Genomic DNA, 16696 nt, shown 5'->3' on the forward strand with positions numbered 1-16696 from the left:
AGGATGAACGTCGACTGAGGCACTTCAGGGCAGGCGCGGCACGGACACCACGGACAGCAGCACAGCGAAGGACCGGGGAGACAGGGGGCGGACCTGTCTCCCCGGCTGCTTTCCGGGGTTGTGCGCTGATCCCGAAGCGGATCGTGGGGGTTACTTCAGACCGCTGTTGATCGCGCTCACGAGCTCACCGTTGCTGGTGTCACCGCTGAACTCCCAGAAGAACGCGCCCCCCAGGCCCTGGCCCTTCGCCCAGGTCATCTTGGACGCGATGGTGGCCGGGGTGTCATAGCTCCACCAGTTGGTGCCGCAGTGCGCGTACGCCGTGCCGGCGATCGTGCCGGTGGCCGGGCAGCTGGTCTTGAGGACCTTGTAGTCCTCGATGCCCGCCTCGTACGTACCGGGGGCCGCACCGGTGGCGGTGCCGCCGGGCGCGTCCTGGGTGACGCCGGTCCAGCCGCGGCCGTAGAAGCCGATGCCCAGCAGCAGCTTCGAGGCGGGGACGCCCTTGGCCTTCAGCTTGGCGATCGCGTCGGACGCGTTGAAGCCGGCCTGCGGGATGCCGCTGTACGAGGTGAGCGGGGAGTGCGGGGCCGTCGGGCCCTTGTCCGCCCATGCGCCGAAGAAGTCGTACGTCATCACGTTGTACCAGTTCAGGGACTGGGCGGCGCCGGCGTAGTCAGCCGCGTCGATCTTGCCGCCGTCCGAGCCGTCGGCGGTGATGGCGGCCGTCACCAGGTTGTTGCTGCCGAACTTCGAGCGCAGTGCGGTGGTGATGTTCTTCAGTGCGGCCGGCCCGCTGGTGTCACAGGTCAGGCCGCAGGCGTTGGGGTACTCCCAGTCGATGTCGATGCCGTCGAAGACATCGGCCCAGCGGGGGTCCTCCACCAGGTCGTAGCAGGACTGGGCGAACGCGGCCGGGTTCTTCGCCGCCTCGCCGAAGCCGCCGGACCAGGTCCAGCCGCCGAAGGACCACAGGACCTTGATGTTCGGGTACTTCGCCTTGAGCTTGCGCAGCTGGTTGAAGCTGCCGCGCAGCGGCTGGTCCCAGGTGTCGGCGACGCCGTCGACGGACTTGTCGGCGGTGTACGCCATGTCGTAGTCGGCGTAGGCGTCACCGATCGCGCACTTGCCGCCGGTCACGTTGCCGAAGGCGTAGTTGATGTGGGTGATCTTCGCGGCGGAGCCGGAGGTGTCCAGGTTCTTGACGTGGTAGTTCCGGCCGTAGACACCCCAGTCGGTGAAGTATCCGAGGTTGACCTTGCCGCCGGTGCCCGGGTCGGGGTTGCCGCCGCCACCGGTGGTGCGGACCTTGACCGCGCCGCTGACCGGACCGGTCTGGCCGGCCGTGTCACGGGCCCGGACGGTGTACGAGTAGTCGGTGCCCGCGGTGAGACCGGTGTCGGTGTACGTCGTACCGGTGACCGTGGCGACCACGGCACCGTCGCGCAGCACATCGTAGTTCTTGATGCCGTTGTCGTCGGTGGCCGCGCTCCAGCTCAGCTTCGCCGAGGTGTCCGTGACGGAGCTCGCCGTGGGGGTGCCGGGAGCGGAGGGTGCGTTGTCGCCGGGGACGCTGCCGCCGTCACAGGAGGCACCGTTCAGCTTGCAGCCGGTGGGGGCGCCGGGACCGGCGCCGTTGAAGCCGAAGCTGACGCTGGCGCCGGGGGCGACCGAACCGTTCCAGCCGGCGTTCTTGGCGGTCCAGTGGGTTCCGGAGTTGGTGACGGTGGCGTCCCAGGCGGACGTGACCGACGTGCCGGAGGGGAAGTCCCACTCGATGGTCCAGGAACTGAGCGCGGTGGTGCCGGTGTTCTTCACCGTCCACTGGCCCTCGAAGCCGGTGCCCCAGTCGGACTTCTTGAGGTAGGTGGCCGTCGCGGAGGTGGCGGCCTGGGCCGGGGCGGCCAGTCCGACCATCGCGGCGAGGGGGAGCAGCAGCGCGATGAGGCCTGCCATCGCTCTCGTACGGGTGGTGGTGGCCGGGCCGAATCCGAATCCGGTTCGGCGTAGAGGGGTTTCGGTGCTCAACGGTGCTCCTCGGGTGAGGTCCGGACAAACGGGGGGTGGTCCGTGGACTGCAAACCCTGCGCCGCCCTGAGCCCGCCTTGTCATGGCGTGCTCACCGCAGTGTGCTGGTGAGATTAGGAAGGTCTGGACCAATCGTCAAGAGGTCTGGACCATAGATCGGTTCTCGGCCTCACATCCCCAACCCCTGTGCCAGCACCGCTGCCTGGGCCCGGCTGCGCAGGTCCAGCTTCCCCAGCAAGCGGCTGACGTGCGTCTTCACCGTCGCCTCAGCCATCGAGAGCCGCACCGCGATCTCGGCGTTCGACAGCCCCTGGCCCAGGCATCCCAGTACCTCGCGCTCGCGTCGCGTCAGTGTGTCGAGGACCGCAGGATCGGGTGCGCCGGCCGCTCGCGCCGGGGCGGTCCCGGCGAACTCCGCGATCAGCCGGCGCGTCACGGCCGGGGCGATCATGCCCTCGCCGCGCGCCACCGTACGTACCGCTTCGAGCAGTTCACGCGCCTCGGTGTTCTTCAGCAGAAAACCCGCAGCGCCCGCCCGCAGGGCCCCGAAGACGTACTCGTCCAGATCGAACGTCGTCAGCACCAGCACATCGGCCAGCCCCTCCGCCACCACCTGCCGCGTTGCCGACACCCCGTCCAGCCGGGGCATCGACACATCCATCAGCACCAGATCCGGGCGCAGTTCACGGGCCAGCCGCACCGCCGCCTCACCGTCCGGTGCCTCCCCGACCACCTCGACATCGGGCGCGCTGCGCAGAATCAGGACCAGTCCCGCCCGCACGGCCGACTGGTCCTCCGCCACCAGTACCCGGATCGTCATCCCTTCACCGTCCTTTCCTCGACGGGCAGTTCGGCCCGCACCCGCCATATCCTCGGCCCGTCCCCGGGAGTGACGGGTCCCGCCGCGATCTCGCCGCCCAGCAGCGCGACCCGCTCCTGCATCCCGACGAGGCCTGCCCCCGACCCCGGTGCGCGCGGCCCCGGGCGGTCCCCGAACACGCTGGTGACCTCCACCGTCAGCAGCTGTCCGGCCCGCCCGAGCCGCACCCCCACCGGGCCCGGCGCGGCATGCTTGAGCGCGTTCGTCAGCGACTCCTGGACGATCCGGTACGCGGCCAGCTCGACCGGTGCCGGCAGCGCCTCCTGCTCGCTGCGGGTGTCCTCAAAGGTGCAGGTCAGCCCGCTCGACGCGGCGACCGTGCGGGTCTGCTCGATCAGTGTGTCCAGGGTGGCCAGGGTCGGCGCGATGCTCGGTTCCGCCCCCTTGCTCCCGGTACGGAGCAGCCCGATCATCCGTCGCATCTCGGCCAGCCCTTCGACGCTGTTCTGCCGGATGACGCCGAGCGCGTCCCGGGTTGTCGAGGGCTCGTCGATGGAGAGCGCCGCGGTGGAGTGGATGGCGATCGCGGAGAGATGGTTGGCGACCATGTCGTGCAGTTCACGGGCCATCCGGGCGCGTTCGGCGGTCACCGCCTGCGCCCGGTCCATCTCGGCCAGCAGCGCCGTCTGTTCGGCGCGCAGTTGGGCGGTCTCCGCGGCGTCCCGGTGGTTCCGCACGCTGACTCCGGTGATCGCGGGCCCGAACGAGACCAGGCCGGAGACGATGCCGACGAGCAGCGCCTCGGGGCTGCGGAACCAGGCCAGGAACCCGATCGTGACCGCGACCGTGATGAGGAACGTGGTCACCGGGATACGGCGGGCGGCGGCCGGGGACCCGTACACCACCGCCGCGTACACAAGGTCCGTGAACATCAGCACGGTCGCCAGGTTCCCCGGCGTGAATTGATCGGCCATCAGCGTGAGCGTGCCGATGACCAGCGCCGTCTGGGGCGCCGATCTGCGCAGCAGCTCCAGCGACGACATCACCGCGAGCGGCGGCAGGGTGGCCCACAGGGAGTCGAGGAGCCGGCCGGTCTGCATGGCCAGACCGACGGCCGTCAGCGAGACACCGCTGACCAGTCCGATGACCGCGATGAGTACGTCGTGGCGGTGCGGGCGGGCAGGCAGGAGCATGTCCCCATCCAACACGGTCGTCGCGCGGCCGGCCTCCCTACCCGGGGCGAGCCGCGACTACATAGAAGGATGCAGTCGCGGCTCGTCATTGGCGACGACGAAGCGCGCAGGTGGAACGAGCAGGATGAAGGGGAACGGGAGGAGAAGTGCCGTGATCGTCACGCTGATCGTGTTCTGCGAGATCGCTTTCTGGGTGCTGCTGGCCGCGGGACTCGCGATGCGGTACCTGGCGAAGAAGCCGAGGCTCGGGGCCGCACTGCTGCTGTGCGAGCCGTTGCTGGAGCTCGCGCTGCTGGTGGTGACGGCCATCGACCTGAAGAACGGCGCCCAGCCGGACTGGAAGCACGGGCTGGCCGCGGTGTACATCGGCTTCACCGTCGGACTCGGCCACTCGACCATCATGTGGGTCGATGCCCGCGTCGCCCACCGGTTCGCAGGCGGCCCGCCGCCGGTGAAACCGCCGAAGTACGGGATGCCGAGGGCGGTCCACGAGTGGCGGGTCGCGGGGCGGTGGGTGCTCGCGGCGGTGACCGCGCTGGCGCTGCTGCAGGGGGCGATCTGGTACGTGGGCGGGGACGGGGACGTGGCGTCGCTGCGGTCCTGGCAGCAGACGATGCTCTTCGTGATCGGGATCAACCTGATCATCGCCGTGAGCTACACAGTGTTCCCGAAGCGGGCGAAGGCGGAGCGGTAGGGGCCCGTCCCGTCCGGCAGACGTTGTCCTCGAAGGCCGGACGGGACGAAGGGGCCCCGTCCTACCGCTCCCCGCCCGGTACCCACAGCACGTCGCCGACTTCCTTGTTCGCCGTCCTCGCGAGGATGAACAGGAGGTCGGAGAGGCGGTTGAGGTACGTCGCGGTCAGCGCGTTCATCACCTCGCCGTGCACCTCCAGCGCCGCCCAGGTGGACCGCTCGGCCCGCCGGACCACCGTGCACGCCTGGTGCAGCAGCGCCGCCCCCGGCGTACCGCCCGGCAGGATGAAGGACCGCAGCTTCTCCAGCTGCTCCAGGAAGTGGTCGCAGTCCGCCTCCAGCCGGTCGACGTAGTGCTGCTCGACCCGCAGCGGGGGGTACTTCGGTTCCTCGACGACCGGCGTCGACAGATCCGCACCCACGTCGAACAGGTCGTTCTGCACCCGGACGAGGACCTTCACGACCTCCTTCGGCAGCTGCCCGAGCGCGATCGCCGTACCGATGACGGCATTGGCCTCATTGGTGTCGGCGTACGCCGAGATCCGCAGATCGGTCTTGGCGGTGCGGCTCATGTCGCCGAGGGCGGTCGTGCCCTGGTCACCGGTACGGGTGTAGATGCGCGTCAGATTGACCATGCGGCCGAGCCTAGTGCCGTGACCGGCAGGTTTGCCCCATGAGGAGCGTCGTCCGGTGCGTGCGATCGCAAGGGGGCCGGAAGCCGAGGATCTCGCCGCCCTCGACGCGGAGGTTGACGGAGCGGACCGTTTCGACGGGGACGCGTCCGATCGCGAAGGTCCGGGCGGGCGCGGTTGCGGTGATGACCGGCATGGCACCACAAAAACAGAGTCCATGAAAGTTTGCCGGCAGCCCAAAAATTAAGCGACGCCAGCGAAACTAGGATGGTGCTATGGCTGAGGGACTCAGGGAGCGGAAGAAGCAGCAGACCAGACAGCACCTCTCGGACGTGGCCACCGCCCTCTTCCTGGAGCGCGGCTTCGACGTGGTCACCATCGCCGAGATCGCGCGGGCCGCGGACGTCTCCGTGAACACGGTCTACAACTACTTCCCCACCAAGGAGGACTTGTTCCTCGACCGCAGCAGCGATGTCGTCGGCCGCCTCTCGCGGTACGTGCGCGGCCGCGACCGGGGCGAGTCCGCCGCCGACGCCGTTCTGCGTGAACTGCGCATCCAGGTCGAAGGCGTCTCGCCGACGGTCGGCCTGATCGAGGGGTACGAGCGCTTCATGCGGGTCGTCCAGGAGGCCGACAGCCTCAAGGCCCGCCTCTGGTACGTCCAGCAGGACGCGCTCGTCCACCTGGAGACGACCCTGCGCGAGGAGGCAGGCACCGGCTCCGGCGACCCGCTGCCGCTGCTGGTGGCCGGTCAGCTCTCCTGGGTCCACTCCACCCTGCTCGGCCACATCAGCCGCGAGATGGTCGCCGGCCGCAAGCCCGCCGAGGTATCCCGCGCAGCCCTCGTCCTTCTCGACGAGATGGAGGACGTGCTCGGGGACAAGGTGCTCAACTACGCGCGACGCGCTGCCGAATGACGCGTCCCGGTGTGATGTCCGTCATGTGAGACGTGACGCGCATCTCTTCGCCGCCCCAGCGCGCCTCACGGGTACTAATCTCCGCCGGAGAGCATGTGAACAACCGTTAAGAATCCGTCCCGACCGTCGTCGCGGACGACGCCCGTCGGGGCCGAACACAAAGGGGTGCGAACGTGGCCAGGAAGCTCGCCGTCATCGGGGCCGGACTCATGGGGTCCGGTATCGCGCAGGTCTCCGCCCAGGCGGGCTGGGACGTCGTGCTGCGCGATGTCACCGACGCGGCCCTGACCCGTGGTCTCGACGGCATCAAGGCCTCGTACGACAAGTTCGTCTCCAAGGGGAAGCTGGAGGCGGCCGACGCCGACGCCGCGCTGGCCCGCATCACCATGACCACCGATCTCGACGCCGTCGCCGACGCGGACGTCGTCGTCGAGGCCGTCTTCGAGAAGCTCGAGGTCAAGCACGAGATCTTCCGCGCCCTCGACAAGATCGTGCGGGACGACGCCGTCCTCGCCTCCAACACCTCCGCCATCCCGATCACCAAGATCGCGGCTGTCACGGAGCGCCCGGAGCGCGTCGTCGGTGTGCACTTCTTCTCACCGGTCCCGATGATGCAGCTCTGCGAGCTCGTACGCGGCTACAAGACCAGCGACGAAGCCCTCGCCACCGCGCGTGAGTTCGCCGAGTCCGTCGGCAAGACCTGCATTGTGGTCAACCGTGACGTCGCCGGCTTCGTCACCACCCGGCTGATCTCGGCGCTCGTCGTCGAGGCCGCCAAGCTGTACGAGTCGGGTGTTGCCTCAGCCGAGGACATCGACATCGCCTGCAAGCTGGGCTTCGGTCACGCCATGGGCCCCCTCGCGACGGCGGACCTGACCGGCGTCGACATCCTGCTGCACGCCACCTCCAACATCTACACCGAGTCGCAGGACGAGAAGTTCGCGGCACCGGAGCTGATGCGCCGGATGGTCGACGCAGGTGACATCGGCCGCAAGAGCGGGCAGGGCTTCTACACCTACTGATCGCATTCGGCCCCCGGGTGCCTGATCTGCCGTCGATCAGGCCCGGGGCAGCCGGGGGAGGCTCCCGGCTGCGGTGGACCTTCAGCGGGCCGATGTCACTCCACGGAGTGAATTCGGTATCGGTTCGCTTACAGACGGCAACTTCCCTGTGGCCGGCACAGTCAGTTGTGGCAGAGACGGAGCAGGGGCAGGAACAGGCAGACGGACCGTCCATGGAGTATTTCCGGGGAGCACATATGCATATCAGGGGCGACCACACCGAGCTGGTCGTCGGGGGCCGCCTCGACGTCCGGAGCGCGGCGGACGCCCGTACGGTCCTGCACTCCGCCCTCGACGACGGAGTCGGCGACCTGGTGCTCGACCTGACCGAGCTGGATTCCTGGGACGCCACCGGACTGGGCGTCATCATGGGCGCACACCGGAGGGCCGGGCGGGCCGGGCGGCGGCTGGTGCTCCGCGGAGTGCCGCCGCAGATGCAGCGCCTGCTGGTGGCGACCCGACTGCACCGCATTCTGGCCATCGAGGGTGGAATCGCCGCAGACTCCCTGCCGCGGGTGTAGAGGGCGTTCATCCGAACACGCACAATCCTCACGAGACCGTGACGTCCTGGGCGGCGTGGCACCCCGATGGTTTGTGGATACGGGGCGACGGTCTAGGGTTCGGCCGTCCCCCGAATGACGGAACCCATGGGGCGGACACCGGACCAGAGGCGACAGCGGTGCGTGCGAGGCCGGGAGGGGCAACCGCGCGACGCGTCTGGGGGACTTTGGCGATGGACCCGATACACCGGGGGCCGGAGGATTTCGGCCAGGACAATGACGGCCACGGCGAGGAAAGCGGACGGCGAGCGCAGCTCCGCGCGCCGCTGACCAGCGATTTCGGTCAGCAGGCGATGCAGCGGGCGCGTGTCGTGCAGGTCGTCTCCGGCGACTTCCTGCTCACCGTCAACCCGGTCGACGGCAGCGAGGTCGAGCTCTGCCCGCCGGGCGAGCAGCCCCCCGTGCCGGTCCGCCGCAACGCCGCCGAGCGCGCCGACCGCGAGCGTGCCGCCGCACCGCCCGTACCACCGGGTCCGCCCGCCCCCCAACTGCCGCTCCTGGAGCGCCAGGAAGAGCGTGAGCGGCTGGTGCGCCTGCTGGCGCGCGGCCGCTCGGTACGGCTCACGGGGCCGGCCGGGTCCGGCCGCACGGCGCTGCTGAGCGCCGTCGCCGCCGACTGCGCGGACCTCGCACCGGACGGAGTCGTCCGGCTCTCCGGCCTCAAGCGCACCGTCACGGACCTGCTGTACGGGCTCTTCGAGGCGGTCTACGACGCACCGCTGCTCCGCCCCGACCGCGCCGTACTTCTCGAGAAGCTCCGGTCCGTCGGCGCCGTCGTCGTCCTCGACGACCTGGAGTTCGGCGGGGCCGCGCTGGACGAGCTGCTCGACGCGACGCCCGAGTGCGCTTTCCTGGTGGCCACGACCCCCGACGTCCCGGCGCCGGCCGCCGACGCGCACCTCGACGAGGTCTTCCTCGCAGGACTGGGCCGCAGCGCCTCCGTCGAGCTGTTGGAACACGTCGTCGAGCGGCCGCTCACCGACGACGAGGCGAACTGGGCGGGTGACCTCTGGTTCGAGTCCGAGGGGCTGCCGCTGCGCTTCGTCCAGGCGGGCGCCCTGCTGCGCCGGCGCGACATGCTGCGCGCCGACCCGGCCGCCTACGACGAGCAGGGCTACGTCGAGGGCCGGCCCGTCGACGACGTCTTCGCGAAGGGCGCCGATGGGCTGGACGTACCGCTGCCCAGCCTCGGCGAGGGCGCGGCACCCGCCGCACTGCTCGCCTCCCGGCTGAGCGGCCCGGCACGCGACGCCCTGCACTTCGCGGTCGCGCTCGGCGGCGAGGTGCCGCACCAGGCGCATCTGCCTGCGCTCGTGGGTGACACCCACGCCGATGCCGCGCTCGGTGAGCTGGCCGGCTGCGGACTGCTGTCGCCGGCCGGTTCCCGCTACCGGCTGGCCCCCGGAGTCGTCGCCCAGCTGGAGGCCGCCGGATATGGCGAGGACGCGGACGACCGGGCCCGCACCGCCGCCCAGCACTACGCCTGGTGGGCCGGGCACCCCTCGGTCACCGCGGCCCGCGTGGTCGCCGAGGCCGACGCGATCGTCGTGGCCATGACCCGGCTGGTCCCCGGCGACGGGGCCGGACAGGCCAGCGCCGCCGTGCTGCTGGCCCGCAGTGCCGCCCCCGCCTTCGCGGCCGGGCTGCACTGGAGCGGCTGGGAGAAGACCCTGCGGCTGGGCCAGGAGGCCGCCAGGATCGCCGGTGAGGTCGCGGAGGAGGCCTACTTCCATCACGAGCTGGGCGTTCTCGCGCTCTGCAACGGGAATCCGGACCGGGCCAGGGCCGAACTGGAGACCTCCATCGGCATGCGCGGCGCGCTCGCCGACAAGTCCGGGGCGGTGGCCGGACGCCGGGCACTCGCCCTGGTCGCGGACCGCTCCGGCACGTTGCCCGGCGGTCGCACACCGGCGGGCGAGGAGGTGCCGGCCGCGCGGTACGACGCATCTGTGTCGCCGCCCGGCGGCATACCCGCGGCCGGGACGATCGTGCTGCCGCGGATGTCCGAGGACGACACCGCGCTGATATCCCGGATCGCCCCGGCATCCGGCACCGGTGGATTCGGCGGCCGTAAGGCGGTGCTGGGCGGCGCCCGGCGCAATCTGGTCGCGGCGGGCGTGGGCGTCCTGCTGGCCGCGGTGCTCGGCACCGTGGTGACGCTCGGCATGATGCCCAGCAGCGACGCCCAGGACGGCGGAAGCGTCTCGACCGAGCAGTCGACGGGCGGGGACGACAGCGAGAACGGGCTCCCGGCCGACGAGCCGGCGGACGACTCGACACCGGGCGGGGCCTCGTCGAGCGGCTCGCCCCGGTCGCCGGGACCCTCCGGCAGCCAGGTCACCCCGAGCGGCAGCGGTGCACCGTCCTCGGAGTCGAGCGGGCCGAGCGACAGCCCGAGTCCGGGCCGGCCGACGAGCGGGAGGCCCAGCTCCCCGGGCACGCCCACCGAGTCGCCGACCAGGACACCCACGAAGACGCCGAACAAGACGGCCACTCCGACCCCGACGGAGACGGAGACGACCGGCACCCCCACCCCGACCGAGACCCCGACGGACACGACATCCCCGGGCGCCTCCGACTCGGCGAACGGTCCGTCCACGACGGCGAGCGCGTCCGGCAGCTCTCCGGAACCGGCCGTGGCCTGACGGCCTCCCCCACGACAGGGAGTGGGCTCCCTGCCGCGGGGGAAGCCGTAAGCGCACGTCCGCGCAGACGAGGAAGGCCCCGGACCGCGCAGCGCGGGTCCGGGGCCTTCCGTGGTGCGGAGGTCGTGGTCAGAACAGGCGGAGCTTGTCGTCCTCGATGCCGCGCATGGCGTCGTAGTCGAGCACCACGCAGCCGATTCCGCGGTCCGTCGCCAGCACCCGGGCCTGCGGCTTGATTTCCTGCGCCGCAAAGATGCCCTTCACCGGGGCGAGGTGGGGATCGCGGTTGAGCAGCTCCAGATAGCGGGTCAGCTGCTCCACGCCGTCGATGTCACCGCGGCGCTTCAGCTCCACGGCCACGGTCTTCCCGTCCGCGTCCCGGCACAGGATGTCGACCGGGCCGATGGCGGTGGGGTATTCGCGGCGGATCAGCGTGTAGCCCTCGCCGAGGATCTCGATCCGGTCGGCGAGGAGTTCCTGCAGGTGCGCTTCCACGCCGTCCTTGATGAGGCCCGGATCGACGCCCAGTTCGTGCGAGGAGTCGTGGAGGATCTCCTCCATCGTGATGATCAGTTTTTCGCCCGCTTTGTTCACCACGGTCCAGACGCCTTCGGTGTCGTCGGCGCCCTCCTTCAGGGTGCAGGGCGGTGACATCCAGTTGAGGGGTTTGTACGCCCTGTCGTCGGCATGGATGGAGACGCTCCCGTCGGTCTTCAAGATGACCAAACGCTTAGCGGAGGGCAGGTGGGCGGACAGTCGGCCGACGTAGTCCACGGTGCAACGAGCGATGACGAGACGCATGGGAGCCAGCCTACGGGGCCCACAGGCCCCGCTAGGCCCCGTCTCGGTCGGCCGGGGCCGACTCCCCACCCTGGGACACGAACGTCCCCCTCTGGGGCACGGTGAACACCCGGCCCTCTTCCACCAGGACGGCGATTGCCCGGCGGACCGTGGTGCGCGCCAGGCCGTATTGCTGCACTAGCTGAGTTTCGCTGGCAATGGCCCGCCCCGGGGCCCAGTCGCCCCGTTCGATGCGGGCCTTAATGATCTCCGCCAGCTGCCGGTACGGCGTGAGCGGTGCCCCCTGGTCAATCTCTGCATCCGGATCAATGTCCATGCCTTGACGCTAGGCGTCGGGCCACGTGTCGGCATTTGCAGCTACGTAGCGATACAAGGCGATACGATGCGGCTACCCCCAAAGGGTGCCCCGGCGGCGCTGTAACGCCCCGGGGCCGGTCAACGCTGAATGGAGCGCAGACAGTTGGAAGACTACCGGGATCGAACAACGCTCGACACGACGTCCGCCAACCAATGGGAGTACGTCACCTACGCGCCTAAGGGCGCGACATGTTCAGCCTGCCTCAAGTCGATTAAGCGCCTGGAGCCAGTGAAACGGGGAGGCCTCGAAAGGCCGTCGGGCTCGCCGCTTGTTGTCTACCGGCACACCACGTGCCCGGAAGGGTGATCGCTAATGCTGAGTACCCCAACGCCCGCTATGCCCATCACCATGACCGCTGAATGGCGCCGTACGCACCGAGAGGAAAGCATCCGCCCGGAGACTGAAGAGGAGCGGGCGGAAAAGCCCCGACACGTTAGGGACGGCGAGAATCTCGCCTAGCGTGTCGGCACGGCCCCACCGGTTCCCCCGCCGGTGGGGCCACCAAAGTCCAGCAGAGGACCCGCAGAGGGCCGGACACGACGAGAGGGCCCCCGGATTCCGGGGGCCCTCTCGTCGTGTCTCAGACGGCCGCGTACGGCCCGCTTAACGCCAGCGGGCACACGGTCAAAGCCGTGCGTGTGCGTCACATCAGCAAGCGTGCTACCCGGCAGCAATTCGTAACACCACTCGGCACCCCAGAGGGCAGGCATCAGGCCCGGCTCCGCCGAGCTCGTTCCTGTGACCGGCATCGGCCCTCGGCGTCCCCGCCTCCGGAGCCGATGCCGCCCCCGCCCATGTGCGGGCGGGGGCGGGCTCAGTCCAACTGGGGGAACGTGGTCATGAGTCGGCGTGCAATGTCATACCGTCACGAAGCCCTCGGTCTACTCGTCGTCGTCGATGGTGTAATGGTCGATGTGGAAGCACAGCGGCTCGTTGGAGAATCCTGGCGACTTTCGAGCCTCGATGATCCGCGATTCCGCTTTTTCGCGGCTTGAGTAGACCCCGAGAAGTTTCACGTCGTCGCCTCCTTCTTCGTCTGCCCAGAAGTCATCCTCGGTCTTGAAGTGGCGAATCTCGCCGTCCTCCTCCGCGCGGTGATGCACATGCCAGAGAAGGTAGGCCGAGTTCTTTTCCATTGCCGCACCGCTGTCTTAATCGATTCAATTGCGCGAAAGATACTTGCGCACCTGGTTTTAAATAGTACTCGGGCCCTTTTGTAGGGTGGCCTGTATCCGCCCTCCTTCTATCGTTTGGTCCGGTCCCGCTTGCGGGATAGGGAAGTCGGTGCCCTCCTTGGCTATCTTTCGCACAGTCTCTTGCCATTCCTCTAGATCTGCGGCCACCCGTCCCGAGTGAGCATCGCTTAGACGCTCGGCCAAGTTGTCCGGAAGGAAGAGGTGGCTGTACGGGGTTTTGGGTGTGCCCCCCATGTAGAGGAAGATTCCAGTCTTGCGGAGTAGTTCACCGCGAGCCGTCCAGTCGTCCCGCTCCCACTGCTGCCGGTACGTGACCCCGGTACCTTCCTCTATCCACCGGGAGGGGATTACCGGCATAGCCTTTAGCGTCTTCAGTGCGGATTCGTGTTCCTCCATGCTCCGGATAACCGATTGTGCCCCAGCGCTGCCGGGCTTAACGCTGGTCAGGTGGCCGGTAAGGTTGTCCAGCGCCTTTGTGATTCGCCCAATCTCCCCGGACTTATCGACTCCCGGAACATAGGTGCGAGTCATGATCTCCAGGTCTCCCACATAGCTCAAAAGGAGGCTGGTAATAGTGTCTTCAAGCGTGGCTTTAGGCCAGGACGTAACCCAATCGCACCGGGTGCCGTCTTTACGGCCCCAGGAGCGGCACAGGTAGTAGCTGTATTCCCTAACCGTTCCGTCTATCAGCTTCCGCCTGGAAGTGTTCGAGTAAAGGGGCTCGGTGCACTGGCAGAAGACCACCCCGGCAAGATGCGTAGCGGTACGCTTCGGGCCGCCCTTACCTCGCGCCCTCTTAGTCATCACCTCTTGCATCTTTTCCCACTCGTCCTCGGTGAGAAGAGGGTCAGTCCAAGTGACGGGCAAGCCGTGACGGATAATCGGCTCACCCTTGTGCATGGCGTAGCCCATGAGAGATTTCTTAGTGAATACGGCCGTCATCGTGCTAGTGGTCCACTTGGTGCCCTTAACCTCGGTCTTCACACCGATTCGGCCCTCTTGCGCGTTCACGCGGCGCATGTGATCAAGGGCAGTCAGGATTCCCCGCTCGTTCCAATCCTTAGCGATAGCCCCCAGCGAATCACCCTTATTGACGACGCGGTCGTAAGCCTCCTGCACTAGGGGCCCCGTTACCGGGTCGATTTCGAGACGCCACCGAGATGCGCCGTTGTGCATGAAGGCGACCGCGCGGTGGCCGAATGGCCACGTACCGCCGGGCCAAAGGTTTTCGTCGCGGTAGTGCTTAGTCTGCTTAAGCTTTTTTTCCTTGACGGCGTTTCGGTAGTTGGCTGCCTGAGTGGCCTTGACGCCCGCGACCATGCGACCATTCGGCGTCGTAATGTCGAATGCGGGATCATCCAAAATAAGGATGCTCTTTTCGTTCGTCAGCACCCACTGAATGAATGACCACCAGTGCATGTCGTCCCGGCTAATCCGGTCCTGCGTGGTCACCATGAGAGCGTCCCACTCATGAACCAGGGGCGCCCGCAACCACTTCCCGAGCGACGGCCGCTGATCCAGGTTCACGGCCCCGGACACGGTCGCGTCCTCCACCCACCCCGCGACCGTGTGACTGCCCTTGACGATGGCTTCCGAGAGTTCGAGCCCTTGACGCTCTAGCGCCGACGACGACTCCGTGTCTCGGCTGATGCGCTTGACGGCCAACACGCGCATGACTGCCTCCCCTTGGTCCGCGAACGTGTGCAGGCCAAAGGTAGCGGGCGTTTGGAGAACTACAAGTCAAACCTTCCATCTTCACCAGGATGAGACGCCGTGCGGAGGGCAGGTGGGCCGTGAGCCGGCCCGCGTAGTCCACGGAGCAGCGGGCGATGACGAGACGCATGGTCGGCAGCGCTACTCGACGACGGGTGCCCGGCGCGATTCTCCCTCCGCCGCCCCATCGCCACCGCCCATCACAGCGCTTCAGGACCTCGGGCTTGCCCCTCTTTGCGCACCTTCGTTATTGGCCGGTTGTGTTCCCAATCTCCTGGTGCGGCCCGGACTGCGCGCTTACCGTGGAAGCATGAGGTCGCCGTGCGTGTACGCTGCGTCGCCGTCCCTCTTCCCTGCCCGTAAGGCCCCGGCCGTCCGCCGGGGTCGCGAGAGGAGAACCCATGTCGCTCGACGTCTCACCGGCGCTGTTGGAACAGGCCGAGCGAGGCGAGGTCGACGAAGCCGACTTCGTCGACTGCGTCCGGACCTCCCTGCCCTACGCATGGGAGATGATCAGCTCTCTGGTGGCCCAGCTGAAGGTCGACGGCGGAGATTTCGCCGACAACCAGACGCCTCCGCCGGACGAGCAGGCACGTGGTCAGCTGCTGCGTGCGCTCGCGAGTGATGCGATACGCGGTGCGCTGCAGCGGCACTTCGGGGTGCGCCTGGCATTCCAGAACTGCCACCGCGTCGCGGTGTTCCCGCTGGACGCCTCGGTCGACGAGCGGCTGGCCCGATTCACTTCGGTGAGGGGTCAGTTGCTCAACCAGTCGCCCGAACTACGGGACTGCTGAACGCTTCTGCTGCCGCTCCGGGCCGCAGGAGGTGCAACTGGCTCTGGGGCGGCAGCTCCCCGTACTCCTACGGGTGTTCATGTCAGTAGTGGCAGTACCTCGGTGCCCAGCCGCGCTACGTTCTCCTCCGTGGCCGCCAGATCTCCCGAACCCTCCACCAGGAGCGCGAACCTGGTGATGCCCGTCCGCTCGGCGGTCGCGGCGAGCCGGTCGGCGGCGAGCCGGGGCGGGCCCACCGGATGAAGGCCGCAGAGCAACTCCGTATAGGCGACCGGGTCGCGCATCACGCGGTGCCTGCCGTCGACCGTCACATGGGCGTCCAGTCCCTGTCGCAGCCACCCCGGCATCGCCTTCGTGAGTGTCTCCACGGCCTCCGCGGACCGGTCCGCGATCTGGGCGACGCCCGCGGAGACATGGCCCGCTTCCCGGACACTCTCGGGCGACCGGCCCGCGGCGAGCGCGGTCGAACCCCACAGGCCGACCATCTCGGCCTTCTCCTCGTCGCCGCAGTGCATTCCGAGGAGCATCGGCAGGCCGTTCTCGGCGGCGAGTTTCACGCTCTTCGGCGACGTGCACGCGACGATCACCTCGGGGCCGCCCGGCCCTTGCGTGCCATTCCCGTCGTTCTCGTCGAGCAGCTCGTCGGTCCGGGGGACCACCGCGACCTCACGGAAGCCGAATCGCTCCCCGTTGCCCGCCACGCGTGGTTTGCGCAGCCAGTCGAGCAGCAGGTCCAACGACTCGGGGAAGCCTTTCTCGTACGCCTCCAGGCCCCCTCCGAACACCTCCAGGTCCACCCAGGGCCCGCCCCGTCCCACGCCGAGGGAGAACCTGCCCCCGCTGGTGAGTTGGAGCAGCGCGGCCTGTTCGCCGAGCGCCACCGGATGCTGGTTCGGCAGCACGCTGACCGCCGTACCGACCCGGATCCTGCGGGTGCGGCCGAGCAGCAGCGCGGCCAGCGTGACGGCGGACGGGCAGACCCCGTACGGCACGAAATGATGTTCTGCGAGCCAGACCGAATCGAGCCCGGATTCCTCCGCGACCTCGGTGGACCGGATCGCGCGATGCAGCGCTTCCCCCGGCCCTTGCCCCGGAAACTGGGCTGCCAGTACGAACGTTCCCACGCGCATCGCCGATTACCTCCTTGTGGCCGACGCGGCTCTCCCCTACCGGCAACAACGCCTGACACGTGCCAAAGGCACGGTCCGCGGCGAAGTTGTTGCGATTTTCCGGTAACCCGTCCTGTCCTGGGCCGTACCGGACTCCTGCGCCGGCCGAATGGCCC

15 protein-coding genes and 1 pseudogene are annotated in these 16696 nt (G+C 68.5%); 6 read left to right on the plus strand and 10 right to left on the minus strand.

The genetic code is table 11. The annotated features are described in order from the left end of the window. Positions 1-150: 150 nt before the first annotated feature. From AB0915_RS03650 to AB0915_RS03660, 3 genes are all read right to left on the minus strand, one after another. On the minus strand, positions 151-2028 hold the full coding sequence (locus AB0915_RS03650) for a glycoside hydrolase family 18 chitinase (RefSeq protein WP_366689517.1): 1878 nt from the start codon (positions 2026-2028) through the stop codon (positions 151-153). Between the two features lie 169 nt (positions 2029-2197). Next, complete coding sequence (locus AB0915_RS03655; protein WP_366689518.1) at positions 2198-2848, minus strand: response regulator transcription factor; 651 nt, start codon at positions 2846-2848, stop codon at positions 2198-2200. Continuing rightward, positions 2845-4041 carry a histidine kinase gene (locus tag AB0915_RS03660; protein WP_366689519.1) on the minus strand — a complete coding sequence of 399 codons (1197 nt, stop codon included), beginning with the start codon at positions 4039-4041 and terminating at the stop codon, positions 2845-2847. The genes AB0915_RS03655 and AB0915_RS03660 overlap by 4 nt, the downstream gene beginning before the upstream one ends. Before the next feature lie 151 nt (positions 4042-4192). Between AB0915_RS03660 and AB0915_RS03665 the strand changes: the two genes are divergently transcribed. Continuing rightward, on the plus strand, positions 4193-4735 hold the full coding sequence (locus AB0915_RS03665; protein ID WP_366689520.1) for a hypothetical protein: 543 nt from the start codon (positions 4193-4195) through the stop codon (positions 4733-4735). Positions 4736-4796: 61 nt separating this feature from the next. On the opposite strand, the gene AB0915_RS03670 is transcribed toward AB0915_RS03665, so the two are convergent. Continuing rightward, positions 4797-5369 (minus strand): cob(I)yrinic acid a,c-diamide adenosyltransferase, encoded by a 573-nt coding sequence (locus AB0915_RS03670; RefSeq protein WP_366689521.1) that lies wholly within the window; start codon positions 5367-5369, stop codon positions 4797-4799. A gap of 272 nt (positions 5370-5641) precedes the next feature. On the opposite strand from AB0915_RS03670, the gene AB0915_RS03675 reads away from it, so the two are divergent. The 4 genes from AB0915_RS03675 to AB0915_RS03690 all read left to right on the plus strand — a co-directional run bounded on the left by AB0915_RS03675 (position 5642) and on the right by AB0915_RS03690 (position 10549). Beyond that, entirely contained in the window at positions 5642-6283 is a 642-nt protein-coding gene (locus tag AB0915_RS03675; protein ID WP_366689522.1) for a helix-turn-helix domain-containing protein, read from the plus strand. A gap of 173 nt (positions 6284-6456) precedes the next feature. After that, positions 6457-7305, plus strand: coding sequence for a 3-hydroxyacyl-CoA dehydrogenase family protein (locus AB0915_RS03680; protein WP_366689523.1), 849 nt, complete (start codon positions 6457-6459; stop codon positions 7303-7305). 236 nt (positions 7306-7541) lie between these two features. Beyond that, a complete protein-coding gene (locus AB0915_RS03685; protein ID WP_266981423.1) occupies positions 7542-7865 on the plus strand; it encodes an STAS domain-containing protein in 324 nt (107 codons plus the stop codon). Positions 7866-8077: 212 nt separating this feature from the next. Further along, positions 8078-10549: an ATP-binding protein gene (locus AB0915_RS03690; protein WP_366689524.1), complete on the plus strand. Its 2472-nt coding sequence runs from the start codon at positions 8078-8080 to the stop codon at positions 10547-10549. A 129-nt stretch (positions 10550-10678) separates the two neighbouring features. Here AB0915_RS03690 and nucS read toward each other — a convergent pair whose 3' ends face one another. The 5 genes and pseudogenes from nucS to AB0915_RS03715 form a co-directional block, all read right to left on the minus strand. After that, positions 10679-11350 carry an endonuclease NucS gene (nucS, locus tag AB0915_RS03695; protein WP_356393539.1) on the minus strand — a complete coding sequence of 224 codons (672 nt, stop codon included), beginning with the start codon at positions 11348-11350 and terminating at the stop codon, positions 10679-10681. A 31-nt stretch (positions 11351-11381) separates the two neighbouring features. Next, complete coding sequence (locus AB0915_RS03700; RefSeq protein ID WP_366689525.1) at positions 11382-11666, minus strand: GntR family transcriptional regulator; 285 nt, start codon at positions 11664-11666, stop codon at positions 11382-11384. A 923-nt stretch (positions 11667-12589) separates the two neighbouring features. Beyond that, positions 12590-12844 carry a hypothetical protein gene (locus AB0915_RS03705; RefSeq protein WP_366689526.1) on the minus strand — a complete coding sequence of 85 codons (255 nt, stop codon included), beginning with the start codon at positions 12842-12844 and terminating at the stop codon, positions 12590-12592. 57 nt (positions 12845-12901) lie between these two features. Then, complete coding sequence (locus tag AB0915_RS03710) at positions 12902-14578, minus strand: recombinase family protein (protein WP_366689527.1); 1677 nt, start codon at positions 14576-14578, stop codon at positions 12902-12904. 70 nt (positions 14579-14648) lie between these two features. Beyond that, positions 14649-14747 (minus strand): annotated as a pseudogene (locus tag AB0915_RS03715) (endonuclease); the annotation flags it as partial. A 271-nt stretch (positions 14748-15018) separates the two neighbouring features. On the opposite strand from AB0915_RS03715, the gene AB0915_RS03720 reads away from it, so the two are divergent. Beyond that, the gene (locus AB0915_RS03720) at positions 15019-15411 is read left to right on the plus strand and encodes an SCO5389 family protein (protein WP_358857428.1); all 393 of its coding nucleotides are present in this window, start codon (positions 15019-15021) and stop codon (positions 15409-15411) included. A 77-nt stretch (positions 15412-15488) separates the two neighbouring features. On the opposite strand, the gene AB0915_RS03725 is transcribed toward AB0915_RS03720, so the two are convergent. Next, entirely contained in the window at positions 15489-16541 is a 1053-nt protein-coding gene (locus AB0915_RS03725) for an LLM class flavin-dependent oxidoreductase (protein ID WP_366689528.1), read from the minus strand. Positions 16542-16696: the final 155 nt, after the last annotated feature.

It is taken from the genome of Streptomyces sp. NPDC048411 (genome assembly GCF_040704695.1).
GTDB lineage: Bacteria > Actinomycetota > Actinomycetes > Streptomycetales > Streptomycetaceae > Streptomyces.